34 protein-coding genes are annotated in these 26476 nt (G+C 49.8%); 2 read left to right on the top strand and 32 right to left on the bottom strand.

The genetic code is table 11. The annotated features are described in order from the left end of the window. Positions 1–105 precede the first annotated feature (105 nt). The 24 genes from GY634_RS16200 to GY634_RS16085 form a co-directional block, all read right to left on the bottom strand. Entirely contained in the window at positions 106–558 is a 453-nt protein-coding gene (locus GY634_RS16200) for a hypothetical protein (protein ID WP_166409759.1), read from the bottom strand. Between the two features lies 1 nt (position 559). After that, positions 560–805: a hypothetical protein gene (locus tag GY634_RS16195; protein WP_166409758.1), complete on the bottom strand. Its 246-nt coding sequence runs from the start codon at positions 803–805 to the stop codon at positions 560–562. Between the two features lie 65 nt (positions 806–870). Further along, on the bottom strand, positions 871–1485 hold the full coding sequence (locus tag GY634_RS16190) for a hypothetical protein (RefSeq protein WP_166409757.1): 615 nt from the start codon (positions 1483–1485) through the stop codon (positions 871–873). Positions 1486–1645: 160 nt separating this feature from the next. Continuing rightward, a complete protein-coding gene (locus GY634_RS16185; protein ID WP_166409756.1) occupies positions 1646–1996 on the bottom strand; it encodes a hypothetical protein in 351 nt (116 codons plus the stop codon). Between the two features lie 8 nt (positions 1997–2004). Beyond that, on the bottom strand, positions 2005–5355 hold the full coding sequence (locus tag GY634_RS16180) for a phage tail tip fiber protein (RefSeq protein ID WP_166409755.1): 3351 nt from the start codon (positions 5353–5355) through the stop codon (positions 2005–2007). Positions 5356–5357: 2 nt separating this feature from the next. Beyond that, a complete protein-coding gene (locus GY634_RS16175) occupies positions 5358–5756 on the bottom strand; it encodes a DUF6950 family protein (RefSeq protein WP_166409754.1) in 399 nt (132 codons plus the stop codon). Continuing rightward, positions 5753–6082, bottom strand: coding sequence for a hypothetical protein (locus tag GY634_RS16170; protein ID WP_166409753.1), 330 nt, complete (start codon positions 6080–6082; stop codon positions 5753–5755). The genes GY634_RS16175 and GY634_RS16170 overlap by 4 nt, the downstream gene beginning before the upstream one ends. A gap of 908 nt (positions 6083–6990) precedes the next feature. Then, positions 6991–9582, bottom strand: coding sequence for a phage tail tape measure protein (locus GY634_RS16165; RefSeq protein ID WP_166409752.1), 2592 nt, complete (start codon positions 9580–9582; stop codon positions 6991–6993). Positions 9583–9692: 110 nt separating this feature from the next. Beyond that, positions 9693–9935: a DUF1799 domain-containing protein gene (locus GY634_RS16160; protein WP_166409751.1), complete on the bottom strand. Its 243-nt coding sequence runs from the start codon at positions 9933–9935 to the stop codon at positions 9693–9695. 62 nt (positions 9936–9997) lie between these two features. Continuing rightward, the gene (locus GY634_RS16155; RefSeq protein WP_166409750.1) at positions 9998–10315 is read right to left on the bottom strand and encodes a hypothetical protein; all 318 of its coding nucleotides are present in this window, start codon (positions 10313–10315) and stop codon (positions 9998–10000) included. Then, complete coding sequence (locus GY634_RS16150) at positions 10315–10980, bottom strand: phage tail tube protein (RefSeq protein ID WP_166409749.1); 666 nt, start codon at positions 10978–10980, stop codon at positions 10315–10317. Before GY634_RS16150 ends, GY634_RS16155 begins: the two co-directional genes overlap by 1 nt. Positions 10981–11050: 70 nt before the next feature. Next, positions 11051–11563 (bottom strand): Rha family transcriptional regulator, encoded by a 513-nt coding sequence (locus GY634_RS16145; protein ID WP_166409748.1) that lies wholly within the window; start codon positions 11561–11563, stop codon positions 11051–11053. A 114-nt stretch (positions 11564–11677) separates the two neighbouring features. Further along, a complete protein-coding gene (gene gp17 / locus GY634_RS16140) occupies positions 11678–12046 on the bottom strand; it encodes a tail completion protein gp17 (RefSeq protein WP_166409747.1) in 369 nt (122 codons plus the stop codon). Beyond that, entirely contained in the window at positions 12043–12603 is a 561-nt protein-coding gene (locus GY634_RS16135) for an HK97 gp10 family phage protein (protein WP_207625630.1), read from the bottom strand. The genes gp17 and GY634_RS16135 overlap by 4 nt, the downstream gene beginning before the upstream one ends. Then, positions 12572–12922 (bottom strand): phage head closure protein, encoded by a 351-nt coding sequence (locus tag GY634_RS16130; RefSeq protein WP_166409746.1) that lies wholly within the window; start codon positions 12920–12922, stop codon positions 12572–12574. Before GY634_RS16130 ends, GY634_RS16135 begins: the two co-directional genes overlap by 32 nt. 5 nt (positions 12923–12927) lie before the next feature. After that, positions 12928–13437, bottom strand: coding sequence for a hypothetical protein (locus GY634_RS16125; protein WP_166409745.1), 510 nt, complete (start codon positions 13435–13437; stop codon positions 12928–12930). Further along, on the bottom strand, positions 13421–13594 hold the full coding sequence (locus tag GY634_RS16120) for a hypothetical protein (RefSeq protein WP_166409744.1): 174 nt from the start codon (positions 13592–13594) through the stop codon (positions 13421–13423). The genes GY634_RS16125 and GY634_RS16120 overlap by 17 nt, the downstream gene beginning before the upstream one ends. 51 nt (positions 13595–13645) lie before the next feature. Further along, positions 13646–14950 carry a phage major capsid protein gene (locus tag GY634_RS16115; RefSeq protein WP_166409743.1) on the bottom strand — a complete coding sequence of 435 codons (1305 nt, stop codon included), beginning with the start codon at positions 14948–14950 and terminating at the stop codon, positions 13646–13648. A gap of 61 nt (positions 14951–15011) precedes the next feature. Then, complete coding sequence (locus GY634_RS16110; protein ID WP_166409742.1) at positions 15012–15950, bottom strand: S49 family peptidase; 939 nt, start codon at positions 15948–15950, stop codon at positions 15012–15014. Next, positions 15947–17185 carry a phage portal protein gene (locus tag GY634_RS16105; protein WP_166409741.1) on the bottom strand — a complete coding sequence of 413 codons (1239 nt, stop codon included), beginning with the start codon at positions 17183–17185 and terminating at the stop codon, positions 15947–15949. The genes GY634_RS16110 and GY634_RS16105 overlap by 4 nt, the downstream gene beginning before the upstream one ends. Further along, entirely contained in the window at positions 17175–17330 is a 156-nt protein-coding gene (locus GY634_RS16100; protein WP_166409664.1) for a hypothetical protein, read from the bottom strand. Before GY634_RS16100 ends, GY634_RS16105 begins: the two co-directional genes overlap by 11 nt. After that, complete coding sequence (locus GY634_RS16095; protein WP_135862842.1) at positions 17327–19048, bottom strand: terminase large subunit; 1722 nt, start codon at positions 19046–19048, stop codon at positions 17327–17329. The genes GY634_RS16100 and GY634_RS16095 overlap by 4 nt, the downstream gene beginning before the upstream one ends. Position 19049: 1 nt before the next feature. Then, a complete protein-coding gene (locus GY634_RS16090; RefSeq protein ID WP_166409740.1) occupies positions 19050–19529 on the bottom strand; it encodes a phage terminase small subunit P27 family in 480 nt (159 codons plus the stop codon). 83 nt (positions 19530–19612) lie between these two features. Next, positions 19613–19984, bottom strand: coding sequence for an HNH endonuclease (locus GY634_RS16085; protein ID WP_166409739.1), 372 nt, complete (start codon positions 19982–19984; stop codon positions 19613–19615). 149 nt (positions 19985–20133) lie between these two features. On the opposite strand from GY634_RS16085, the gene GY634_RS16080 reads away from it, so the two are divergent. Next, on the top strand, positions 20134–20544 hold the full coding sequence (locus GY634_RS16080) for a RidA family protein (protein ID WP_166409738.1): 411 nt from the start codon (positions 20134–20136) through the stop codon (positions 20542–20544). Positions 20545–20655: 111 nt separating this feature from the next. Here GY634_RS16080 and GY634_RS16075 read toward each other — a convergent pair whose 3' ends face one another. After that, positions 20656–22116 carry a SulP family inorganic anion transporter gene (locus GY634_RS16075; protein ID WP_166409737.1) on the bottom strand — a complete coding sequence of 487 codons (1461 nt, stop codon included), beginning with the start codon at positions 22114–22116 and terminating at the stop codon, positions 20656–20658. A gap of 381 nt (positions 22117–22497) precedes the next feature. Here GY634_RS16075 and GY634_RS16070 point away from each other — a divergent pair, with 381 nt between their 5' ends. Next, entirely contained in the window at positions 22498–22836 is a 339-nt protein-coding gene (locus GY634_RS16070; RefSeq protein ID WP_166409766.1) for a hypothetical protein, read from the top strand. A gap of 388 nt (positions 22837–23224) precedes the next feature. Here GY634_RS16070 and GY634_RS16065 read toward each other — a convergent pair whose 3' ends face one another. The 7 genes from GY634_RS16065 to GY634_RS16035 form a co-directional block, all read right to left on the bottom strand. Beyond that, on the bottom strand, positions 23225–23602 hold the full coding sequence (locus GY634_RS16065) for a hypothetical protein (RefSeq protein ID WP_166409736.1): 378 nt from the start codon (positions 23600–23602) through the stop codon (positions 23225–23227). Continuing rightward, positions 23602–23964, bottom strand: a complete 363-nt coding sequence (locus GY634_RS16060) for a DUF1064 domain-containing protein (protein WP_166409735.1) — start codon at positions 23962–23964, stop codon at positions 23602–23604. The genes GY634_RS16065 and GY634_RS16060 overlap by 1 nt, the downstream gene beginning before the upstream one ends. After that, entirely contained in the window at positions 23964–24407 is a 444-nt protein-coding gene (locus tag GY634_RS16055) for a hypothetical protein (RefSeq protein ID WP_166409734.1), read from the bottom strand. The genes GY634_RS16060 and GY634_RS16055 overlap by 1 nt, the downstream gene beginning before the upstream one ends. After that, the gene (locus tag GY634_RS16050) at positions 24404–25189 is read right to left on the bottom strand and encodes an ATP-binding protein (RefSeq protein WP_242683735.1); all 786 of its coding nucleotides are present in this window, start codon (positions 25187–25189) and stop codon (positions 24404–24406) included. The genes GY634_RS16055 and GY634_RS16050 overlap by 4 nt, the downstream gene beginning before the upstream one ends. After that, complete coding sequence (locus tag GY634_RS16045) at positions 25173–25454, bottom strand: hypothetical protein (RefSeq protein WP_166409733.1); 282 nt, start codon at positions 25452–25454, stop codon at positions 25173–25175. Before GY634_RS16045 ends, GY634_RS16050 begins: the two co-directional genes overlap by 17 nt. Positions 25455–25527: 73 nt before the next feature. Next, on the bottom strand, positions 25528–25827 hold the full coding sequence (locus GY634_RS16040; protein WP_135862824.1) for a helix-turn-helix domain-containing protein: 300 nt from the start codon (positions 25825–25827) through the stop codon (positions 25528–25530). Positions 25828–25873: 46 nt separating this feature from the next. Next, on the bottom strand, positions 25874–26248 hold the full coding sequence (locus GY634_RS16035) for a Ref family recombination enhancement nuclease (protein ID WP_242683734.1): 375 nt from the start codon (positions 26246–26248) through the stop codon (positions 25874–25876). Between the last annotated feature and the right edge of the window lie 228 nt (positions 26249–26476).

Here is a 26476-nt window from a genome sequence, read left to right as displayed (position 1 = left end):
GAAAGCTACTCCCATAGGCAGTTGTGATGGGTACCTCTTGTGTGATGGTAGCAAAACAGAACTGTTCCCCTGTTGGTTTCCTGAAAGATATGCCGTGGGAGTTCTCTAGATGTCAGTTATCAGTGCTGAACACCTCCCCACCAGCGACTGAATACCCCAATTGAGCTGGCTTTGCTTGAGGTTTTGCAGGCTTGCTAGGTTGCCGGCTTTGGTCAACATTGCCTGCTCCGCATTTGCAATGCGACGCTCATTTGACGCAACTTCGCCCGGCAAAAGCCCCACAGCCCCCACCAACTCAGCAGCCCTATCCGCTAGTCGTTTCTGTTGGCCAAGAATAGGTAGAATCTGGTACCACTGCCCCGATGCCGTGTTTCCCATATATGCTGGCTCTATAGATAGTGCTGTATCACTTGCCACATTCGTGACTTCGTAATACCGCCCATCCGGCCCCTGCAGCGCATCACCTACACGAATATTCTGCACCCATGCCGTGCCGCCAGCGCCAGTGACCGTCTTGCTGCCCTTCGTGACTGTTATCGTCCCTGCTCTATGCCACATATCAGCTTCCCTCCTGCTGCTGCTCAGGCGCCGCAATGTCAGCTTCATTAGTCGCACCTTTTGGCTCTACGCCTAATTGCTTGCGCAGGTCATCACGCTCTGACTCAGCATTTACTAAAGCCTCTGACAACTTTCCCATTTCAGCTCTAATTGTCACGTTGAAGCCATTGATTAATGCCACAGTAAGGGTCTGACCTCGATTATCGAGAAACATTTGGGTGATCGGGTCCATAGTATTTGGCAGCATATTTTTTCCATAAAAAAAGCCACAGCGTCTTGCTGTGGCATAGATCAATCAAAATTAAGAGCTCGTTAAAGCCCTGTCACATCCATCACAAAGAAAGTCACTTCTACGTTACCCATGTTGCGGAAATAGCCAGTTATAGAGCCGCCGTAAGTAATGTCCCAATCCTGAGCCTGCAAGATTGCGATGTTATTATTCGCGTCTAAATAGCAAGTCAAACAATATCGAGTTAAACGGTCACCACCCGCCCATTTTCCCTGACTACCCAACCACATCCCTTGAGACACCCCAACGGCATAAGTACGGCCTGCGGGCAGATTGGTGATAATGGTTTTATAGGGGCTGAAATGATTACTGTCATTCCAACGATATTTATCGTGAAGCGCTTCGCCATTCACAATCGTTTTAAACACCCCTGCAACCCTCACAAATTGATCATTAGAGTTAAAGCAAGGGTTGCCATTTTCATCCCAAGCTCTAGCGCCAATACCTCCGACCCCAGTCACAGTGGGACGCCCTAGCACATACACTGTAGCGTCTACATTCTGCCTGTTGTAACGGTCGCCACGACTTATTAACCTATGCTCGTAACGGTCTCCACCAGTAGCTTCCCCACCAATCTGATCTGTATACGCATGCGCAATACCTCGACTAGCACGCCAGACAATCAAATTGTCTAGCATGTCCTGGGGTAAAGCATCTGTACATGGCCCTCTAGAGTTGTAATCCGTATCCCTCCACGTCAATCTGAAATCCTGCTTTCTGATAAAACGTAGTCCGCGCATTGTGTCGCTGGCTATGATGCGCTCTTGACTGTCCCTCGCTGTGAAATATCGAGCCATATCAAACAACCGTCACAAAAATAGTTCCACCTAAGCAGCGTATATACCTGCCGCCTCCTGATTCGTTTAACCTCCATTCCCAATGCAACCTGCCATTACTTACATACGCAGAAAGCGGTATCACGGTATAAGGGTCGGCATGCTGCGGGTTAGACTTAACAAAAGCCTCAACATTAGTACCCGCAGGGATACTAATAGGAATGCTGCCTTTAATGTTAGGCAGGTTTTGCGACATGGTGGTTTGTGGTGCAACAGTATGCTCTGCCACAACCAGCCCCCACCAGCCCTGCTCCGTCGTGAACGTCACATTGCCAGCCGCATCCCTTGCTCTCATCCCCGCAATAAAACCCATGGCATCACCTAAATAAGAAAACCAGCCTCAAACCTAAGTCTGTTATTGGCGTCATAACAAAAAATGCCACGGTTATTCAGAACAACACGACTACCGTCAGCCTGTCTGGCATTCATATGGATCTCGCCAGTTTTAAAGTTCATGCGCAGCACAGGAACACCATCTGGGCCAACCGCAGCACTTTCCAGCCAGTCTGTGAACTTAGCAGCGTTGATAGTGGCGTTACCTATCATTGCCTCATTAAGCATGACAACGCCGTTTTGAACTGTTAATACAGCCACCGGCGTGCCATTTGGCGCATGCATGACAGCGAAACGATCAGCCAACACAATAAACTGCGACTGCGTTACCCCGGACTCGTTAGACATCCCAAGACCAGCGCCAGCTGTATATACGTTCCCCTTATCATCCACGGAAAGACGAACAGACCAAGTTGTGTTGAACTTGCCCTCGATATCTATGACAGACTGGCTAATTTCTTCGACAGTTCCCACTACACCAGCGAGCTGTGTACCTACCTGCTGCTGCACAATGGCTTCGGCCTGCTCAGCTGTCACGCGAGTCCTGCGTAGGTCGCTAATCCACGCCCGAGAATCCCACTCGTTCAATACATCAGAAAGCAGACCCTCGCCGTCGTCATTGTCACGATAAGCCGCCATCAGCGTAGAAGTGCTGGTGGCCGTTGCCGTGACAACACCCTCAATTTCCTCTATCTGCTGCGTGTTTTCGCGGGTTTGCAAAGCCAGTGCAGCAATAGCAGCATTGATCGACTCATAATCACCAATGTGCTGCCAGTACGCCTCGTTGGTAATGGGCGTCTGTGCGGGCACGTCCTTCTTTGCCCGGTACATCTTCCCGTTATCAACGACTACGCTTCCCGACAGATACTCCTTCTCTGGATCGTGTTGACCCGCTTTACTTAACTCGTCCAGTTTTTGCTGAATATCCGGCAACGATTGAATACCGTTCCAGATCTGATCGCCAAGCGCTGACTCTAGGATCTGCTGAGTTATTAGCTCGTTGTATCCCTCAGCATCAGCTGACACCATCCCCCTGATACCAGGCGCACTAACATCTGGAAACCATGGGCCATCAGTGCCGTTCGCATCTACCAAACGCGCCCAAAAAAACTCTACCCGCCCCGGTGGCAGGAAAGCCCTCGTGTGCATGTTCGTTGGATACGCGAAATCACCAAGGGGCACAGAGTCAGCAAACTTGTTAGTAATGCCGTGCCTGATTTCCGTATGGCGCAATGCGTTCTTTGTGCTAGGGAATGACCATGCCAGATCAATACCGTACAGAATCCCCTTAGCGGTCAATGACGTTATAGCTGGTGGCGGTGGACGTACCCCATCGTAATCAATCCAGTTGTCCGTCCAATTTGAGGCCGCACCTACACCATTAACTGCACGCGCTTGAAATTGGTACTCAAGGCCATTTTCTAGAGCGGCCGTAAAAGATGTGCCTGTTTCACTGCCAAGAGCCGGCGGCACGGAAATCCAATCACCTGAAGGAATGCGATACCTAACCTCAATCCGGCCACCCTCTCTAACATAGGGTTGAGAATGCAGGTCCCATGCCAGATCAATTCTGATAACTGCTGTGCCATCCGCTAACGACTGCGGCTGCTGCGCACCAACCATGAAATTAGTGATGGGCGCCACGTTCCACAAATAGCTAGTGTCTGGCACCGGCGCTGGATCCGTTGGCAGGAAAGTATCAGGGTCAAGCGACCACACATTAGCGCGGATTTCCTGAATCGTTAAGTTAAATGTGCCGTCCCAATTATCAACGCGATTAACAATCTGGAAGGTTTTGCCCGCGTATTCAGGTCTATTGGACAAATCCAATTGAACCGTGTCCATGACGGCCAGATCCTCACCAATGCCAAGCACTGGAATCTCACCGGCCATAGACGGACGTGCCGACTCTAACGCCACCCCCATCAAGTACGCTGCTTGACGCTCATCAGTTGTTGCCGGCAGCGATAAATCCAAAGGTGACTCTGCACCATCAGCTTGGACATACGCCTCATTTCGCACAGGCCGCGGACTGGACTCAAGCCAATTACGGCTCTCATTGACGAACGTAGAGGTAACTACGTTTGCCGGCGCGTCATCTTGCCCCGACTTATCTAGCGAAATATCTTTATCACCGACAATATCGTCATCAGTGATGACCACCATTGCCGGCCGGAATGCGCCCGCAAAAATGCGGTACCGCCCTGCTGTAAATACATAATCACCCGCCATGGACGACAGAATGATGTTCAAGTTATCGACAGGCGGGCTTCCAGTATCTATAAGCGTGTTGCACTCGTAGCGCTTGATGCTCTCATGGCCATTGCCATCCAGCTTTTTGACCGTTATCAGCTCATCACAAATGTTTGCAGCGGCAGAAACATAAGGCCAATCAACCCACTCATCAGGAATACCCATGCCGCCTTTACTGCGCGGCAACGTCATATACCAAGCAGCTAGAATTGCAGGGTTCGTCGTGTACTGTGGATTGCTGCCGGTTCGAGGGTCAAAATACGGATGGCCATCAACCCAACCACCTTTAAGGACCGCTCCAATTTGTGGCGCTCCAGAGTGGTAGATATCCTCGTCCCATAAGTTCAGCATGCGCAAGTACGCTACACCACGCAGCCTATGCTCACTCGTCCACAATGGCGTTTCCACATCAGCCCAACCATCCGTAAGCTGGTTTGGGTCACCGTCTTTAAAGATCATCCGGATTTTGTGTGGTCCGAAAAATTTATACGTAATAAAGACGATGCTCTTGTTTGGAACTTGATGATTGATGGTTACCATATCACCATCAACTGACACATCCCCTTTAGGGTACGGAAATCCAAACAGCCCCGATACTCGCACAGAGGCCGCATTAACAGGCATATGCGTCAGTGTGATTTTATTGGTACCAGGCACCACCTCAGCCGACTGACGAAAATCTATCTCTTTTCGATTGCCATACTTACCCCCGGGGAAGGCGCTAACAGCAACAAACTCATCCCCCAAGTAATAACCATCTAGTGCGCACTGGTTGCACGCCATCGCGAGTATCGAATCTAACGCTGTATTGTGCTTACCGTTGGATTCAATATGCATCAGCGTCCCGCCAACGCGAACACGGCCAAGCACATACTTACGTGTAGAAACGCCGGACCGCACTGTGACGTGCCTGTCCTTGAGGCTGCGGTTATAGGCATCACGCTGTGCACGTTCAGCCTCGCGAGCCTTTTTACGCGCACGACTTTGCTGATACGAACCTAGCGCCAACGACAACGCCATTGTCGCGACGAACTTGCCAACAGCCGTTGAAAGGGCTGCGGCAATAACAGGAACAACTGCTGGCATGCCTACACCTCAAAAGCTGCTACCACATCCGACATTGGCCGGAACACTAAACCATCTACGCCCGGACCACACCAAACTCCAGCCCCGGCAACAAGACCAAATGACTCACGACCATCCACATCAGCCAAAACCAAATCACCACGCTGGGCAAGACCCACAGGCTTTTCAGGAAACGATGCCGCCAACTCACGCATTCCGCCTGCCTGCTTAATCCGCTTTGCTGCACCACTCGCAGACCGATAACCCCGCAGGCCTTCCGCCGGATCAACGCCTGTCATCACCAAAATGCCGTCAGCGGCAAACAATGCACAATCTTGCTGCCCCCACGAAAAAGCCCGCTTGCGGCGGGCTTCTATAAACTCGGCCAACTTCTCTGGCCAATCGCTATGTCGTTTCATCATTTCATCAATGCCTCTCGCGCTGGCCACACCACAACCTTGTCCTCTAACAGATCAGCGTACTCAGCCCCCTTATCACCAGGGTACAAACGCTCCTGATCTGCATTGTTCAAACGTAAAGGAGCAGGACGCTGTAGCTCAGCCTCGTAATGTTCAGCACGTAGTGAAACTGTGCACTCGTTATTGTTCTCAGCAATCGGCATAGAACGGACACGGCCAATAAATTGCACCTTTGGGTCACCGATAAGATCGCCATTCTCTGGATTCACATATGCTTTCAACACGCGAACCAGCCTGCCACGGTAAGGCTCATTTGCCGCAAGCGCCATGATTGAAGAATCAAGCCCTGACATTGAAATAACGATGCCCTCAAAAGATTTTGAGGATTCATGCGCTGCCTCGATCTTCATTAAAGGCCCTGTACGGTGGTACGTAACACCGCTATGGCTCACATCCCAAGGTGAAAGTGCCAGTGCCAGCCTTCCAGATGAGAAATGGACATCCACAAGGGCTATCACCATCCTATGCGGCGCCTTCGCTGCTATTCGCTGCTCAGTTGTTAGCCCCCTGCTCATGACCAGTCCTCAATCAAATCAATGGCAAAACTTGGCCGGTACATTCCAGATCTGTATGGGAACTTCACCGGATCCTCATCCTCTTTTAAAACCCAGAGAATATGCGGCCGGTCCCATACTATTGGAGTCCCTACAGGCTGCGGCAACCGCACTGCCGGGTTTACTTGAACAACCATGCTCCCACTAACGGGAGCAACATCGCTCTCAACCATCAGTAGTTGCCCGCCCAAACCAATAAAGTCACCTGCCCTCAACGTCCCATTGCAGTTCTTTAGCGATAACATGCCATTACCTGCCTTCACAGCAGATGCTAGAACAGGAACCCCGCTTAGTGTTCCATTCGGATAAGGTCTGCCAAAATGCGGAGCAGACAACCGATTCGCACCGCCCCGCAAACTTGTAATCAGCGCCTCTAGGCGCGGCCTACCCGACCACTCCGATGAGTCTGGAAATGTAAGCGTCATCACCCACGCAGCACCCGGCATTTCAAATGTGGAGGTCTTGCCAGAACGTGACCGATTACGCTGCACGTCTTGCTTTAGACCTACATCTGCAGACTCTGGGTAAATGCTGGTCGGCCAAGTTTTTATTGCCATAACTCACCAACAAAAAACCCCGGATGCACCGAGGTCTGAAAATAAAAAAACCACCCGCAGGTGGCGCTATACCTCAACTCGGCCACGCCGAAGCTCTTCGTAAATCTGGTAACGAAGCTGCTTATCGCGCTGATCCAGCATGGCGCTTAGTTCTGCCGCGTTAGTACCAGGCGCAGCGTGTACGGTTGAATAGATGTTTATAGGTTGCTGTTGCTGCTGCTTTGGTGCCATTAACTGAGGCGTGGCAACCGGCTTACTTGCCATCCCACCCATAGAATGCCCAATGCCACGTATGCTTTGACGTAAGGCATTAAACCCAGCCTCACCACCAATAGCTCTGATTTCATCGGCATTTAAAACGCCCTCTCCTTTATGCACTATGCCCGCCGGATCATACTTGCCACCGTCACCGGTATAGCCGCCACTCCAAAGCTTGGCCAACCCAGATAACCCATTACCACCTACTGCCGATGGGCCAAACCACGTAGCCCCTGATAAGCTACCGCCAGTCAGGTTTCCTGTACCAGCGCCGCCGCCAAACAACCCGCCAAACATACTGGCCAGCGGCCCCATGACGGATTGCTGGATCATAATGCGCATCAAGTCACGAATAACTGAATCCGCCAAATCAGAAAAACTTAGCTTACCGGTACGGGCGAACTCAACTAACGAGTCCTCCATCGACTTGAAGGACTTGTTAACCAGATTGCTCGTATTCAGAAAAGCGTTAGCCGCCTCGTCCGCGTAGTTGGCAAGGCCATGATTCGCACCTAGCAACCAACTGCCCTGCATTTCATCAATCGTTGCGTAGTAGTTCTGCTGCATCAATAAGCGACGCTGCAGCTCTGCCTCGATCTTGGCTGTTTCTTCGGCGTACTGCGCTGCCGCACCAGCCTTTGAGAAATCCGTAGCGTTTGCCAGCTGGCGCTGGTACCGCTCAAACTCCTTATATATCGAACGCTGATCCTGCAGGCGTTGCATGGCCTTATCACCCATGCCATACGCATCTAGTTCCCGTTGATATTGAGCATTGGTGTTATCACGGCTGGAAGCCATCTGCTCGATAATCTGAGCCGAGCGCTCCTGTACCTTAACAATTGCCTGATGAGTTTCCTGCTCCTGCTCCAATGAGGCATTGATTTTCAGTTGCGCACGCAACTTACCTTCATTTAGAAGCAAGGACCGCTCATCAGCAGTAAGGGTTTTCTTCGTTTTCAGATCAACAATCTGCTGCTCAAACTCAACCAAACGTTTTTGGTGGGTACCGAGTTTGTCATTGACCTGAAGCTGCGCTCTTAGCGAGGCCTCCTGCTGCTGATAAGACTGGAGCAAACGGGTAGCTTCATCATTTTTTGGGCCACTACCCGTGGTCTTGCGATCTTTGTATTTTTTCTCTATGTCTGCGACCCTGTTCTGATGGGCCTCATAAAGCTTTTCATACTCCGCAGAGCCTTTTTCTAGCCCTTTGGACATCTCTACCCATTTCCTACCCTCAGCAGCAAGATCATCCTGCTTCTTCTGCTGCTTTGAGCGCCCTCCGGTCAGATATTCATGTCTAGCATTCGATAGAGCAATTTGATCACGCTCATGCCCTTGAAGGAGAGCTATGTAGTCCTCTGACTCTTGACGTTTTGCCAGCCTATCTTTCTCTGCCCTCAATTTTACTACCTGAGAGGTAGTAACAGTTTGGATGTTTCCTTTGTAATCAACACCAGGATAATAATCCAGAGCCTTTAATGACGGATTAGCCAAAGCCGCTTCAGCCGAAGCTATTTGTCGGTCAAGATCAGCAATCTGCTCTGCAGTCGTCTTTTCACGACCAATGCCTGCCATTGCATCCCAGCCCTTTCTAGCTGCATCAGCAATAGCGTTCCAACCTCGCTCCAAAACGCCAAGGTTGCTATTTACTTGGTCTAACCGTTCGTTAGTGACACGGCTATATTCATCCTGAGCCAGCTTTGCGGCATCCTGAGTCCGCCCCTGCTCTTCCAGCGCACGTATCTGCTCATAAACAGATAGTGTCAGGAAGTTGTACTGCTGGTTCAACTTAGCGGCATTTTCCGTAGGTTTCTCGCCAAGTTCCACGAACTTATCTATCGTGTCGGAAATCGCTCTACCTACGGTATTGTTAGCCCGTATTGCCGTGCCAGCTACTGTCTCCAACTGATCCCTAGCAATTTTTCCATTACTAATAATCTCTGTTAGCACATTTACAGCCTGCCCCCGTGTGGCTCCTTTCAGGTCGCCAAGCCGAGCAGCCATTGTAGAAACCTGATCGGTAGTAACTCCGACAGCGTTTCCTGTAAGCAGCAACTCCTTATTCAGTTCTTTTAGCTCATTAGATCCTTGGTAGGCCGCTAGGCTGAACGAAGCAACAGCACTCCCCGCTGCAGCAATAGGCAATGGCAGTGCACGCATAACATTGAACAACACATCGCCAGCTGACTTTGTGCCATTTAGCGCCTCACGTAAGCTTTGACCTTGACGCATTAACGCGTCAATGCGCTTACGCTCCACCTCTGAAAGTGAACGGTACTCAGCACGAGCCTCGCGTGTCATCTCGCGAATACTCTCGCTCGCCTTGACCGTTGCCGCCTCAATCCCTGACGCGTCACCCGTGATATCTATCCGAGCTGTACCAACTTTCTGTTCACTCATTTAGCTAACCAAAAATAGATAGACGTAAAAAACCCGCCTGAGCGGGTACTATGTTTTTGAAACAAAAGCGCTACCGGAAACGCAAGTTTGGGGCAGCAGGAAGTAACAATTTAGGAATAGAAGTGTTCCAGCATGGCCGACTCAATCACCCTGACCCCATCCATAACTTCATCAATCCCTTCTTGACCTAAGCCCTGCCTAATCAAGTCATCAATGAATATCTGATAGTTAAGCCCAGCAGGGCCAGCAGCACCCTGAAACCATTGCGTCTGATACCGTAAGTAAAGCGAGAATGCAGGCCAGTTTTCTGGGAAAACATCTACATTAGGCTCTTTGTAGTGCTTTGGTAGCATCCCTGTGCCTTTAAGCTGCTCGGCTGTCGGAGCCTTCCAGACAAAAGCTGCGACAGCCTCTTTTAGTTTCCCTGCAGTTTTGTCCTGCGAGTCTGGTGAAACCCAGCAATAATTGCATCGCAGATACCAGGGCGCTCGTCCTCCATTTCCATAATGCCTTCAAGTGAAAGGGAGTAATCAGTCTCCATATCTTTCACTAGATACACCACCATGGAAGGCATAAAGGGAGCACTAGAACCCTCTAAGTCCTTGAGCCAGTTCTCAAGCTCACTTGGCTTGCGGTTGTGGTATGTCAGCTTGAGCTTGATGCTTTCGCCACCACCAACCAACTCTAGCTCAGCAGGAAACGACTTTGGCGCATTACCTTTTTTAATCGCCATTACGCACCCGCTTCAATCAAGGTACCGCGAGAACTGCGCAAATAGAAATTCGCTGCGTTCTTCATAGGTTGACCAGAGTTCAAGCCCATGCTGGGGTTAAAGTGGAGATAGCCGCTTTCATAAATCGTATCCCCATCAGGCAATTGAATACGAAACACCGTCAACAAGCGCTTCACCGATACCGCCTCTGCTGCTGCATACCAAGGCAACTTAGAGTCATGATCCAAGCTTAGAGAAAACTGTCGAGCAGTCTGGCCCACTGGAACTTGAAACTCTTGTCCCTGAGGATCTTCGAGATACTTCCCTGTGTAGGTCTGCGGCTCACCACCAGAACTGGTCAGTTCACCTTGCTGACTAAAGTCCACAAACTCAGTAGCAATCAGAACAGCCCCTGCACCACGGCCTTCAACAAACATTGTTGTGTCGGTCGTATCAATGCCAAGCAATTCTGTGCCTGCTGTCGCATCCACTTTCCCTGCGACAGATACACGGTTCGCAATCCCACCCCACGGCGATTCGATCAAAAGAATATCGCCTTTATTAATTTTTCCTGCAGCATGTTTAATGATGGCTGGCTTTGCATTGGAAATCTCAGTAAACGGAATAGCAACACCAATCTTTGTCGCGAACCCCACTACCGAGCCATCTGGAAATTTGAGTGCCATTTAAGGCTCCTTAAAAGAAAAAACCGCTCAATGGCGGCATCAAATACAAAAAAGCCCAGAAGTATCTGGGCTAATGAAGTTGCAGTGCTGGCTGTATTTCTTGCTCTAAACGCTCACGACGGGTTTTCAGATCTGGTATTGCCCTCTTGCGCTCTAGCATCAGCCTTGAGCCAAAAGAAGCCCTGACCTGAGTTCCTATCTCTTCAGCTACCAATGCTTGCAACTGTTGGTACAGATTCTGCGTTCGTTGGCTTAACGCATCTCGCATGCGATAAAACTCAGCAATCAAGCCCGCTTTAAACTCAATCACATCATCTGTATTGCGCATAAGCGAAATCAACAAAGCCGCTTGCCGTTCATTCAGCATTGCGTATTCGGTCGACTTTGCAAAACCACCCTGTGGCAGAGATTTGCCCTTTCGGATTTCAAATCCGAGTGGGCCAAACCTTCCCAGCGTTTCAGCGTGTTTACGCACCAACTTAATAACGCTGGCGTGCTGTTGGCGCATGCCACGCGCAATCACCAGACTGGATGCCAGCGGCTCCCCGCTCACTACCAACACAAGCGGCCCAAGACTATTCATTTCAACCCCCGAAAAGAAAAGGGCCGCCCAAAATGGACAGCCCCGGACTTTTCAAAGCTCAACCACCACTAGGGCTCGGCGCCTACCGATTTAAGGATGCCAAGAAACTAACACTCAACGCTCTTTGATCCAGACGCTGAAATCCTGTCTAGTACCGTAGAGCTTCAATACATCTTCGTACTGCGATACACGCTGCCCAACGGTTGATGCTGATGGGAACTTATCCTTACCCTGCTCTATGATTTGCTGTCGTACATTCAACGCCAAAGCACTTGCCTCGGCCCTGCTTTTAGACCAGCAAAAAACCTGCACTCGGTAATGCTCACAATCAGGCAATCGACGCTCAAGATAGTCTTTAGCCTCACCGCCGACAACTTGGTAAATAATTAATGGAAAGGTAGGATTTTCTGGTGTCACGTCTGGATAACAACGCTGACTAACCAAAGGCCCCAGCAGAGAAAAAACAGCGGCTTCTACAGTCATACGTATTTCTCCAGCTCTGAAGGGTTCGCAAGCAGCTCGTCCAGTCGCTCTCGTCCACGCGCCATCCCAATCTCGATAGCCAATGAACTCACAGCCTCAAATGCGGGCCTTAGAAACGGATTGGCTGAAACCCACTCCGCTTCTGCTAATTCAGCTTTTCGGGGAAAGTCCCCTGCAACAACGTTATAGCGCCAGTGCCCAAACTCAAGCAGATGCCCATGAGGTGCTTTACGAGCGTTCCACGTCACTGAATACACAAAGCGGCCCTGCGCCGAATCAGAGCGATTATCTGAATATGCCAAATAAATAGCGTCGCGTAACAGGCCAGGCTTAGGTGGTTTCTTTGCATTTGCACCACCCTTTAGACCTGTAGAGCCGTCATACACTGGCGCTCGATCCTTCGCCTCATCACGAAATATCTGTCCTGATGCAACCGCCATAGACCTAGGTAAGTGCATCTTAGCCGCCACGCCTAAACCCTCTAAACGCTTCACGGCCTCTTCTACATCAAAGCTAAAGGTGGTTTCAACCATCCATGCCCCCTTGTCGGCAGACAAGATCAGTCCACACTTTATTGGCTACGTCATGACGCACCTGCTTGATGTCAAACACCATGCCATCGCACTCAACACACATAGCGTCAGTGATGCCTTTGCGGTACCGGATTCGGAACGAGTACGCATCAATGGAGGCCGACACATTCCCTGCGTTACGTGTCACCCCCATACCCGTTTGCGTTTTAACCCACGCCCACGGCCGCGCAATAACCTCGCCTTTACCAATAGGCTGCCCAGTCTCATCCTGACCTGCATCTTTGTGGCGAATAACAATGCGCCGGTTTAACTTACCTGCCGGCAGTCCGTCTTTATCAGTCATAGCGTTTAGAACCCACTTGGAACAGTAAAAGACGAGAGCAGGAAATCCAGATTACGGATTTTCGTGTCTTTAGAAGTCAGATCGCGGTCTTTATACATAAAGCCAATCACCATCAGCAACCAAGACCGCAGCTGTGCGGGGCACGTCTCACGATCAAACCCCGCCTCAAACTGCACATCCAAAAGCGATGCCGAGGAAACCTGCTCTGCAATGATGACCGAGCGTTTTGCCACCATATGATGCTGAAACGCCACCGGTACACCACCTGACAACACTGATTCAATTTTGGTAATGTTCCCCTTTGAAAGTGATTTGCCAGAAACAATGGTTTCTTTGTAAATGCCCTTACGTAAAATCGAGCCGGTGATTTCTTCGGCTATACCACGGGCACCGGGAATCAACACCTGTTCTATGTAGGTGTTTTCTTCATCGATATCGCCATCAGCTTTGACCTGCACCACAACTTCGTCAAAGCTGATCAGTTCATCACCTACTGGCTCAATTAGCCGCAGCATTACCACCCTGCTTACCAGCAGTGCCTTTACCTTTTTCTGGCACATGCTTCTCAGCAATATTGCGCTCAATCAGCAAATCGGCCTTGTCTTCTTTAAAACCAGCCACATCACCAACCGTGTAGGCACCGCAGTTTTTCAAGAATTTCACTTGAACCATGACAACTCCAAAATAAAAAGGGTGCACTAAGCACCCTGTATTAACGCGGGATTAAGCGCCCCACTGAACGTCGATCAGAACAGCAACAGACTCGACGTGACGTGGGCCAAAGTCGTGTTTAGCAATCACGCGAATCAATGTTTGGTCGCGCTGGAAAGCCGACACTGTTTTGCCTTCGCCGTCTGTATAGGTAGCTTCTTTAGAGAAGTCGATAACCAGGCGTTTATCTTCCCCGATGAAACAATCACCGAAGTCAGCCAAGTAGATTTCGGAGCCGTTAGAGTCTTGACCAACAGCAAGGTTTGTCGGGATCTGAGTGGTACTACCAACTGGGTAGCCCATCAAAAAGCCTTGATCCAACTCTGGGTAAACCTTGTTACCGTTGCCATCACGCAATGCTTGCAAGAAACGCTTTGTACGCGGTGCCATTACCCAACCTACCGCAGTCATATTGGCATCGGCAGACTCAAGAACCAGCACCAACTTGTTCAGCTCAATTGAAACCTGCTCAACTGTTGGCTTAGGCTGCGCAGCTGCATACACGTTTTGGGTAGGTGCCCAGTAACGTAAACCTTTAGGCGTGTCGCTGGTACCGTTGTCACGGATAAAGGCCTTATCTTCACGAGTGCCCATAGCCGCAGTCAGGTCATCCACAACCAGCTGATCCACATTTGGGTTTGCACTGGAAGTGGCAATCAAGTCATTAGAAATCGGCACCAGACCTACCAGCTTCTTGGCCGATAGTTTCAAGTCACCAAACTCTTGCTGGCTAGTAGGAATATCAGAGTCAGCGCCGATGTAGCCAACCACCGCACCGCCCTTCAAACGAGGGATGCTGAGATTACCGTTATTCAGCGGCATAGGGCGCGCACCCAGCTTGCGCACTACCGATTTAGGGCGCAGGAGTTCGATCACTTCAGTAGCAAGGTTCTCGGGCACCAACACACCACCAGCACCAGGAGTTAGCGTATTGAGTGATGCTGCAACACCATCTCCATAGCCTCGGTCCATTGCGATTTGTGCTGCTAATTGGCTGTTACCCTGCGCAGCTGCCAACGCCAAGACCATACGCGCCATACCGGCACCCTGTGCCTCTGGAACGCGCGGCGTTGCTGGCACGGTATTAGTCTTGCGCACATGGCTGTCAACAGGCGTTGCCGCTTGTGCGGCCATACGCTCTGCCGTTTCTAAACGCTCGATAGAAGCGGTCAGATCGTTAAATTTTGCTGATAATTCGGAAAAATCAGACATCTGCTCCACGCTTAGGGTCCCGCTTTCTTTTTCTGCGGTTGCCAGAGCTTGGATTTGATCGTTAATTTTTGCGCGTTCAGCACGAAGTTCATGCACTTTAGGCATTGTTTTCCCCATAAAAAAAGCCACCCGTAGGTGGCAAGACATCATTTAGTCGCGAACGCGCCTAAATACGATTTTGGATTTCCATAGCCGCCGCACGGGTGGCCACACTGTTTTTCTTTGGAGTACTTGCACGTTTTTGTGCAACCTCCGCTGCAATTCGGTTTACAGCCGCCTGCGGTGACTCAACAGAATCAGCAAAGCCCATTTCTACGGCCTTCTGACCAAAGAACACACCAGCCTCTGCTGCTTTTACTGATGCAACAGACATGCCCCGATTACGGGCAACGATATCGGTGAAGGTTTCGTAATTGTCGTTAACCAGATTGGTTAACCACTGCCCTGCCTCTTCGGTCAAAGGTGCATGGCTAGCCAAATCATCTTTACGCGCGCCAGCAAAAATAGAGGTAATTTTTATGCCTTGTTGCTCATGGCGCTTGCTCAGGTCAATATGGCGGGCAATAACCCCCACCGACCCCACACCTGAGCTGCGCGAGACGATAAGGTTTGTCGCGGCAGACGCAATAGCAAAACCTGCAGAGTACGCGCCAAAGTTGGAAATGGCGGTGATGGGCTTAGCAGCACGCGCCGCATAAATATCATCCACTAGCTCAAAACACCCCAGTGTCGAGCCGCCCGGACTATCTATATCCAAGACAATATGTTCAACACTTGGATCATTTATTGCGGCGTTCAGCATGCCGCGTATTTCTTCGTAGCTTGTCATGGAGTAACACGGGTCTAGGTGCGTGTTGCGCGACACCAGGACACCATGAACAGGCAACACATAAACACCAGTATCTTGAGCTGCTTGCAATCGCCGCTCAGATGGTGATACTGCCTGTGCTTCTGCACCGTCATGCTGAGCAGTTGCACCATGAACATTGACAATATTCAGGTTTATGGCCTGATTTGCCCAGTGCACAGCCATATCGAGCACATCCTCTCGGATAAGCTGCGGCGTATTAAATATCAGGCTGATTAGCCGATGATGGTTTTTCATTGAAGTACCTTGTTAATTTCGGCCAAAGCCTTAGCTTCGTCTGTGTTAGTCGGAAGTCCTGTGGCGGCATCAGCCATGTTTAATGGCTGCAAGTACACATTCCCACCAGGTATAGGAGGAAGGTTTTCAAGCTTGCGAATATCGTTTACAGACAACCAACCCCACTGCCGTGCAATTGCATACGCTTTGTAGCGGGCCTCTTGATTACCCCGGAGCAATCCGCCAATGTTGAACTCAATGTAGAGTTCATCCATTTCGTCCAGTCTGAGAAAGTCACGCTGCATTGCGCTTTCGTGTCTTCTAATCCACGGCAGCAAGGCATAAATAACAAACTGGATTTGGAGGTTTTCAACGTTGTTGTAGGTCGCCCCCTCCATTACGGCCAGCATAGGCAATGGGATTTTCCAGATACGCGCCATATCTGCACCGGTCAACGTCAACGCTTTAATCAAATCGGCGTCAACGTTACTCATTGAGAGGGGCCTAAAGGTCATCCCCTCCTGCAGCATCGCTACCTTTCCCTTGTTCCCTGAGCCACCAAAGCGCTGCTGCCAATCATCAGTTATGTCATCCACAACCTTTTGATCTTTAATGGCTGGTGCTTCTTTTGGGCGCTCCAAAACCCCCGATAACGCCGTCCCATTCACAAAGGACTTGGCGGAGTATTCTGACAATGCCAGCGAGTAACCAATCGCGTTAGCGTGTAGGACAATCGGTGACACACCCACATAGTTATCAAACGACATCCAGCGCACATGATGAAAGTATCGCTGTGGGAGCCTGTCATCACTTCCTGCTATTTGGTAGTAAGGACATAAATCCCCTCCCTTCCAAACAGTCATGCGGTCAGGGTCCATCGGAAACAAACCAGTGATAACGCCTTTACCATCACGCTCAATATAGCTGTAGGAGTTACCCCGCAAACCAGCTGACATTTGGCTAAATTCTCGATACTCGAACGAGGTCTGCCAAGGGTTTGGCCTGTACTTCAGGATGTTGTATAGAGGGTGATCTGTGGCGGCTTCTCGACCGCCATTTGGTAGACGGCGATAAAGCTCAATGGGCAACTGCGCAATACTCTCTGCAAGCAAAGACACGCAGTTCTGCAGGACAGGAATTGCCATTGCGCTCTTGGCATTTACATCCTGCCCTGCAGCTGAACGGGAACTCCCCAACAAACCTGAAAGCCAACCAGAACCACCCTGCCCACTATCGGTGGCTCTTCTAAACAGCATTGCGATCTAGCCCTATTCCAAAAACAATCAATAAAACGCCACCCACTATGGCGGCCCATGCTGGTGAAATCTGAGCAATACCGCTAACCAACGCAATGAAGCCCGCAAGCATGCATACCAATGCGATTTTTTCCTGACGATTCAAATTCCTACTCCTTGCTCATAAATGCTGGTTTCTTCTTTAGCGATAGGCAGCATGACGCGACCAATAGCCATAATTAGCGCTACGGCTCCGTCAATTTTGTTATCTGTGTGTTGTTTAGTAGGCCGCACAATATCGTCGCTACCAGGTAAGTGACGCCCCACTACGTTTGAAATACACCAGCTCATAATGGGGTTGCCATCATGGTGAAAGCGCCCAGACAAAATAGCCGCCTCAAGTTCTTTCATTGGGTCGGACATATTCGTGAAGTTCTGGACAATCGTGATTGGGCTTAGCCCTTCATCATCCAATTGGTGCGACAAGTTAGCTGCACCGTGTGGATCTAAAGGCGTTGCGATGACTGGCGACTGAGCATTGATTTCTAGTGCCTCAGCCAGAATGTCACGGTAATCAATCTCCGCACCATGAGTCTGTATCAAGTGACCAGAAGCTACCCAGCTCTGGTAGCGATCTGCCATGCGCCTGTTATCGCTACTGGTTACTGTGTCCTCTGGTACCCAAAAGGTAGGCGAAACACAGTAGTAGTGAATCTTCCCGTCGATCACCTCATGAAATAGCGGCACCATTGCGGTAAGGTCAATCTTGGACGCCAAGTCAGCCCCTATTACGCAATCCCAGCCAGCAAAGCGCTCTAATGTCAGGGTTCGGTCAATACAGGGATCGGCTACGTACTTTGCCATGTTGAAGTAACCACTCTTAGCCGCCGTCCACACATTTAAGTGCTTATTCTTAAAGGTGGTGGAAAACCGCGCCCGACGTATGGCCTGCTGTTGCTGAGAAACTAGGTAGTCCTCATTAACCGATACCCCCATGTTGGGATTGGCCTTAGCCAACACCTTGGGGTCGGTCCAGTCGTCGCCCTCGTCGATTGTCCAAATCCAGCCAAACAGCTCATCATTGGGGACAATGCCCTCAAGCATTTCAATGACTTCTTGCCGCTTGTCGTAACACGGGCCGGAGATATTCGCCCCCGCCGTCGTGATGATGAACATAAGCGGTTGCTCACGCGCACCCATACCTGTTTGCATAGTGACGTATAGATCGTCAGCCATATGCTCGTGATACTCATCGACAATGGAGCATGAAGGCGATGCACCATCACCCGGATTACCAATAACAGGCTCAAACCGGCTCCCATCCTCTGGGCGATTCATGTTGCCAGCATTAACCTCAATACCGAGCAACGCCTTTAACTCTGGTGTACGCATGACCATCAAACGTGCTGGCCTAAATACCTCCCACGCTTGCTTTTCAGTAGTAGCACCGCTGTACACCTCTGCGCCAAACTCACCATCAGCGCAAAACATGGCAAGCCCCACACCGGCAGCAATTACGCTCTTACCGTTTTTACGTGGCACTTCCCAATATGATTCTCTGAACCGGCGTAATCCGTCCTTTTTTCTTAGCCAACCAAAGGTGCAAGCCATGCCAAATAACTGCCATGGCTCTAGAATGATTTTCTTTTTTTCCCTCGCCCACTTGCCTTTTGTGTGCGGCATGTACTCGATGAGTTTGATTTTTTTCTCAGCCTGAGCCGGATCAAACTTATAAGGAAAGTCTCGCTTTTTGCTTTTGACTATTTCGTCTAAATGACGCTGGCAGGCTAGAGTTATGTATCGGCAACATGGTATTTTGCCGCGCACGACATCGCGGGCGAACTGCGTTGCAGCAGCCACCCGTGGGAACTTCGCTTTTGACATTTCACATGTTTAAGATGCCGGCTAGCTCAGCAGTAGGGTCCTGTTTCTTGGGACCCAACAGTCTCTGTCGACTGGATGGGTCGAGGCCAAGCAAAGATCCAAAGGTTGCCATTTGCCTTGTAGCCTCGTTGATGATTGTCGCCGCTGGGTTCTTAACGATCCCACCTTGCGCCCCTAGGACAGTGATGCCGTTCTTAGCAATATCCTCTTCGGCTAATCGGAATCTACCGTAAGCCGCACAATAAAACTCTAGGTTCTGAATATCGGTTGCCTGTAGCACCTGCTCTGCACAGAGTAGCGGTGCCAAGTGCTCCCACAAATCTCGGCCTGATCCTTCCAACCAGTCCGGTGCATCAATATTGACTACGCCACCAAACTCAGGCGCATCTTTGTTCAGTGCGCGCTTACCAGGATTGCCCGCAGCAACCTTGCGCTCGGTCGGTTTTGGTCTACGACCTGAACGCCCCGGAACACCCGCCATACCCCCTCCCACTAAATTTCATTTTACGCGGGGATAAAAATCTACCTAGACGGGCGGTCTAGGAAAGGAAAAGATTTGGGGTTTTATACCCCCCCTACCCTGCGCCTGCTCGACTCCCTGCGTGTTTTTTCCTTATGACAGTCCTCGCAAATGGTTTGCAGGTTCTCATAAGCATCCGTTCCACCCTCTGCTTTGGGGATACGGTGATCGACTTCATTACCATACGTCACTAACCCCTTAGCTGCGCACGGCCTGCATTGGCGACCATCTCGCTTCAGCACAAATCTGCGCTTGCGTTGCCACTCCGCACCATAACCACGCTGCGATGATGTGCCGCGCTCAGGAGCATTCCACCCAGACTCTTGATCTAAATGCTCATCACAATAGCCACCTGCATTTCTATGGGGGCGCCTGCACGTTTTAACCCTGCATGGTTTTTGTATTCTTCTTGTCATTGCACCGTCACCTTCTTAGTCACCTGGCATAGCAAATACTTCTTTGCCCGTATCTAACACCACACTGACGTCTACTTCATATCATCTGTACCTAATATAAGAAACAGGCGAAAATATGCTTTTTCATAAGCAACTTAGTGGAATAAACAATGCACACCTCTGTAAACCCTAGTTCAGTCTTCAATAGTCTTCAGTATGGGTTTAGCCAAGCTGTACTAACAAAAGAGGGGAGGCACCTTTTTTTGTCTGGCCAAGTCGCAACAGATAAAGATCAAAACACCATAGCTACTTGTATGAAAGAGCAGACAAGAGTCTGCCTTGAAAATATAGAAAAAGTGTTGCTGGCCACACAAGCCACAAAAGAGCATATTGCAATGCTTCGCATCTACATCAAAGAAGATGCAAACAATCCAGACAATCAGATGGAAATCACTGATGCTCTTAAAGACTTCTTCCAAACAAACCCACCAGCTTCATCATGGGTAGTTGTTACCGGTCTTGCATTGCCAGAGTGGTTAATTGAAATAGAGGCTCAGGCAGTCATTCCAACAGAAGCATAGCCCAAACTTTTTGTTCCAAGCCTCTATTGATTGACATGCGTAAATCCTAACCCTCGCAGGCAGGTCAATTTCCTTCACCCATGAAAAAACCACCCGAAGGTGGTTATATACCTAAGCAGCTAAAAGCCTCTTGGGCTCATCTGCTAATTGAAGAATCGTTCTGTGAGACTTCTCGTTTAGCCCGAGAAGTTTCACTGCAACCCCTTTAGCGTTGAGCTTGGTGTGTATTTTCTCGATAATCTCCACAGCCGTTATGTCCCAGACATGTGCATCAGAGAAATCTAGAATCACCTCTGGTATTGGCTCATTTAGATCAATCTCATCGATCACTTGATTCGCTGAAGCAAAGAACAACTGCCCCTTGATCTTATAGATCCTCGATTCCCCTTCATCGCTCAAGTAGTTATATACACTTACTACACCAACTACTTTATTTGCAAAAAACACTGCCGATAACAATACCCCTGTTAACACTCCCTTTGACAGGTCATGCGTCCATACCGTAACGATTACAGTTGCTACCATCACAACACTAGAGCTCTTAGGATGCGTCACTAAAGTGTTAAGCGACTTCCAATCAAAGGTACCTATAGACACCATAACCATGACAGCAACTAAGGCCGCCATCGGAATCATTCCAACCCACTCACCAAAGAACACAATTAAGATCAATAGAAATACGCCTGCACAAAGTGTAGAAAGTCTCCCTCTGCCACCTGCTCTAACATTGATTACTGATTGGCCTATCATTGCGCAGCCTGCCATACCGCCTAGAAAGCCCGTCACAATGTTCGCTGTACCCTGACCTAAACACTCTCTATTCTTATTGCTTGGTGTGTCTGTCATATCATCAACAATGGATGCCGTCATTAACGACTCCAGCAGACCGACTATTGCTAGCGATACAGAGTACGGCAAGATGATTAGTAGTGTTTCTAAGTTAAAAGGAATGTCTGGCAGCAAAAACACAGGCAAAGAGTCGGGTAAGGTACCCATATCACCTACCGTTCTCACCTCTATCCCAAAGGTAAGAGTAACGACCGTCAATAACACAATAGCTACGAGTGGTGATGGAAGTACATTGCTTATGCGTGGTAGTAGATAAATGATACCTAAGCCAGCTGCAGTTAGTGCGTAGACATGCCATGTAACATTGGTCAGCTCTGGAAGCTGGGCCATAAAAATTAGAATAGCCAACGCGTTGACGAAGCCAGTCACAACAGAGCGTGACACAAACTTCATTAGCCTTCCCAATCCAACAGCTCCAGCCACAATCTGCAGCATGCCTGCCAAAACTGTTGCTGCCAACAAGTACTGTAAGCCGTGTTCCTTAACCAGCGTTACAACCACTAAAGCCATTGCCCCAGTAGCAGCTGAGATCATTCCCTGCCTACCACCTACGAATGCGATGATCGTGGCAATACTAAATGAGGCATACAGCCCTACTTTTGGATCTACTCCAGCAATAATAGAAAAAGCTATAGCCTCTGGAATAAGAGCTAAAGCCACAAGCAAGCCCGAGACTACATCTCTGCGGGCATTAAAAAGCCAAATGGATTTCAAATTCAACATGCAGATTCCTATCTGCACGGCGAGTGACAAGACTTTCTGGAGCTAGATAAAGGTAGAACCGAGACGCCACGATGCCACCCGCTGTGCTTCATCAACGAAAAAATGTGAGAACAAGCAGGTAGCAATAATTTACATGGGTATAAAGAGGTAAAAATTGTGGGAAGTCGCAGTTTAACATAGGCCCTATACAAAACTCTGTCGATCTCACGGTGGTCAGGCCCAGAACACCAGCTTATAGCTAAAGATTGCCTCAGAACAACTCATGCCGCACACGTAATCATTGTCAGATTTTGTAATCTACAAATCTGGGTACAGCATTGAATGAGCGCTTTTCAGTTACTATCGATTATGAGTTTTTTTCTACTTGATATAGGGCAAAAAATGGATATTGTGGAAAACAAAAACGCAGATGAAAAGCTAAAGAACCTTACGCTAATAATTTACATTCTCTACTTGGCATCAGTTTTCATCGGTGTGACGGCTATTGCTGCCATCATCATTAACTATGTCAAAAAAGATGACGTAGCCGGCACTCTCTACGAGAGCCACTTCCGTTGGCAGATACGCACCTTTTGGTTTGGCATACTCTGGGCTGTGATTGGTGCAATAACAGCAGTTTTTTTTATTGGTTTCCTTATTCTTATCGCAACAGGTATTTGGCTGTTGTACCGCATGATTCGCGGCTTGCTTGCACTGAATGACGGTAAACCCATCTATTAAGTTAGAGTGTGCTGTTCAGCAGCAAAAAGCCCGCCAACCTAACGATTGACGGGCTTTTTCTCCACCGCACTTCCAATAGACGCAACTTCTCAACCCCTATGTTACCGTTTGCGTTACCGAATGTGCGACGTGATGTTATCGTTCGGTAACATTTGCCCTGCTGGACGCCAGACATACATATCTCCATAGCGTCCCGGCTCCGGTTTAACGATCTCAACCAATCCATGCTCTGCTAAAGCACGCATCGCCCGTTGAATCCCTCTCTCATACTTAGCGCGCTCACCTTTTGGTAGTACGCGCCCTTTAGATACATGACGTACCAGTTCATACATCCGAAACTGGCGACCAGGATAGCAAGACAACAAATCACCAGCATTAGCATAGATACTCACTTAAACGCCCCCCAAACCTTTTTTCTAAAACTCAGCAGTGCTAACTTGTAGTAGCTCACTGTTATCCCTATTTTTTTGCTAGCTACCGCCGCCCTTATGTGGTCGGGCATATTGCCGTACTCTTTGACCCTTGTGTATTCTGCATGCAGCACCCTACGGTCTTCATGCGGCAGCTTCTGATAGATCCCTTCTACCTGCTGCGCACGCTCATAGTTCACCGTCTCATACCCCGGCTCATCCTCCTCCACATCTTGGAACGGATACATGCACTGGCGCGCCTCCTGACCAATACGACGCGGGCCGGGCATACTACCTACCCAATGCATCCGCGCCCAGTTTTGTATCTCGTACTCGACCCATGAAGGTATTTGCATCACACCTCCCGTATTTCAATACTATGTACCTTTAGCATTAGCTTGCGTTTAATGCGGTACGCCTCTGTACGTACACCCTTTACATCCTCAACGACCTGCGCACCGTCCTCGATGTAAACGAAGTCCGCCACGTAGGAACATCGCTCTTCGGCTTTTCCATCTGACTTACGCTGCGTAGGTATTAGCTCGTAGCGTTTCTGTAGCTCAAGGTTAGAAATTCTGCCAGCCTGAAGTAGCAGCTTCAGCGCCTGGTACCGCCTAGCCTCTTTCTTGCTATCGAACTTATGACCGTCAACAACTGTTTTGACGTTCTTGTATTTGGATGCTTTCTTGCGCCCCCGCGCTGTTATGACTGCCGCCATCACAACCTCCACTGGCTTGGTTTAGCGCTTCTGAACGCATTAAAGAACTGCGGCACACCTCGCTTAACACCAAAGTGCTGCAGTGTGGTGCGGTACCCAGATTCGCACACTAGGTCTAGGTACTTATCCACTGTTTCAGCTCTACCCTGCTTACCCCACCAGCACGCTATGACTGGCTGACACTGCTCAAGCTGCTCTAAGGCCCACGCACTTACCTCTGGCCAATAGTCATCCCTAAAGCTGTACGGGTCTAAGAACAGTAGATCAACACCGCCCCCGCCCATTGCCTTAGCTTTGATTTCACAGTCCTGCACCGACACACGATCAATATCGAGTGGCGCACGCAGAAACACAAAACCGACCGACGGTACCGAGGCATCCCACTGATTGCGGTACCCAATGCTGCATCGGTTGTCTGCTGACCATGTATACACACCGTTCATGCCGCCACCTTTGCTCTGTGGCTTTCCCAGTTAAACACTACAGCCTTGCCGCCCCCTTCGCGCAAACGGTCAAAGACACGCTCACCTAGGTATTTCTTTAATGGCTCCATCGCCAAGTTGCTGATAATGATGGTGGGCTTCATCTGCTCATAGCGGCCGTTGATAATCTCGAAAAGGATCATTTCTTCGGTAGCGCTACCAAACTGCACTCCTACCTCGTCAATGATTAGCAGGTCTGGTGCAATCAACGCATTAATGGCTTGGCGTTCCGTCTGTGTAGCGCCATGGCCATAGGTTTCTTTAACACTGCGTACAGCCGACAGCACCGAGGTAAAAACTGCCGTGTAACCTTGAGCAATCAAAGCATGTGCTGCCGATGCCGCTAGGTGTGTTTTTCCTGTGCCTACCGTGCCCATCAAAATCAGGCTACGACCCGATGAAAGGCTGTCTGCAAAGTTTTCCGCATACTCACGCACTGTTTCCAAAGCCTTGGCAGAGTTGGAGCACGTGGCACGATAGTTTGCAAAGCGACGATCCATGAACCGTGGAGGAATGGCGGCTCGCTGCATCGTGTTATTCATCACAGCTTGGCGACGCCCTGCGTTGATATCATCAATAATTTTCTGCGTATCACTTTTAGTGCCCGCCTCAGTGCATGCAGGGCATGTGGTCCAAAACTCCGTTCTTCCCAGAGTGACGTGCTGTGACTGGTATTCGCCGTGCTGATCGCAGCAGCGTGTAGCGACCTCTGCGCCTTGCATGGCCTTAGAAACTTCCATCATTGCCCACCCCTTTGCTGTAATCCTGACCCGCGAAACCCTCGCCTTGGTTGCCAGTTGCTTGAATCCCTGAGCCCTTAACCCATGCAGCCTTAAAGCCTCTCCACGAACGCTCTACACATTCAGTCAAAGCAGCCTCCAAGGACCAGCCAGCAATCCCAGCCTCACGTTTGACGCCATCCAGTGCCAGCGGAGTCAGCTCATGACCCAGTTTTTTACGAAGTGCCAGAAACTCTTTGGCTACTTTTTCAGAAACACCATCCGCCATTAGTTCATCCAAAGAAACTGGAAGCACCGGCCCTGACGGTACCTCTTGTGGTTCTATTACGGTTCCTTGATGGTTATTGGTGGTTATGGGTGCAGGATTTGCGGGGGTTTGGTGTGTAATTGTCCGCTTTGATCGTGTACACGTTTGAACGGCCATTACGGTCTTCAACCGCCAAAATCTTTACCTCTTGCAGAAACTTAATAGCGTTCTGTACCGCACGCTCAGATAAGCAGGTACGCACAGCAATGTAAGCAACAGACGGCCAGCACACACCATCGTCATTGGCGTTATCAGCCAGACTGATCAATACAGCCTTCTGGCTTGCATTCATGCCCTGCAAAGGCCAGCATTGCGTCATAATTATTGTGCTCATAGCGCCCCCAAACTGGTGACGTACTCTCTAGGTACTGGTAAAATAATCAGCATTCAATAGCCTCACTTTGTTGAATCGCCCCCAGAGCTGTTAGCGCAGCTGCTGGGATTTCTTTTATCTGCTGTAGGCATGTGGCCAACAACTCGTATTCAGTGCCGTAAGCGGCTTCAAATCTTTTCTTCCATGGATGCACTGCAATAAGACCAGGCGCACCTGTGCCGTCTTGATGATGGCCAGCGCATAGTGGCAATACATGCCAGTGGGCATTTGGTTTGGTGCGTCCATCAATGTGATGGATACTGACCTCTATCTGTTCCCTACCCTCTACACGGCAAGCAGCACACCCAAGCGCAGCTAACTGATCGTGAAAGCGCTTCTGCTCTACTGTCACTGGACGGCCTTTCATCCCCCGCGACGCCATCGGCTTCTTCTGACTTGTCGTGGGCTTTTGGGGGCGGTTCATACCTCCCTTTGGTTCCCACGGCTTCTTAGCGCGTAGTGGTTTCTTGCTGGCCCGCAAAGTGCTGTTAAAGGCTTTCACTACAGACCTCTCCATAATGCAAACAAAGCCAAGCCAGCAAAAACTGAGCCAAACGAAACGGACCACACATCAGGAAATCGCGGGGCGAGATAAATTGCCGACATAATC

Source organism: Paenalcaligenes suwonensis (genome assembly GCF_011290505.1).
Taxonomy (GTDB): Bacteria; Pseudomonadota; Gammaproteobacteria; order Burkholderiales; family Burkholderiaceae_B; genus Paenalcaligenes; species Paenalcaligenes suwonensis.
This window is presented reverse-complemented; position numbering and strand designations above follow the sequence as displayed.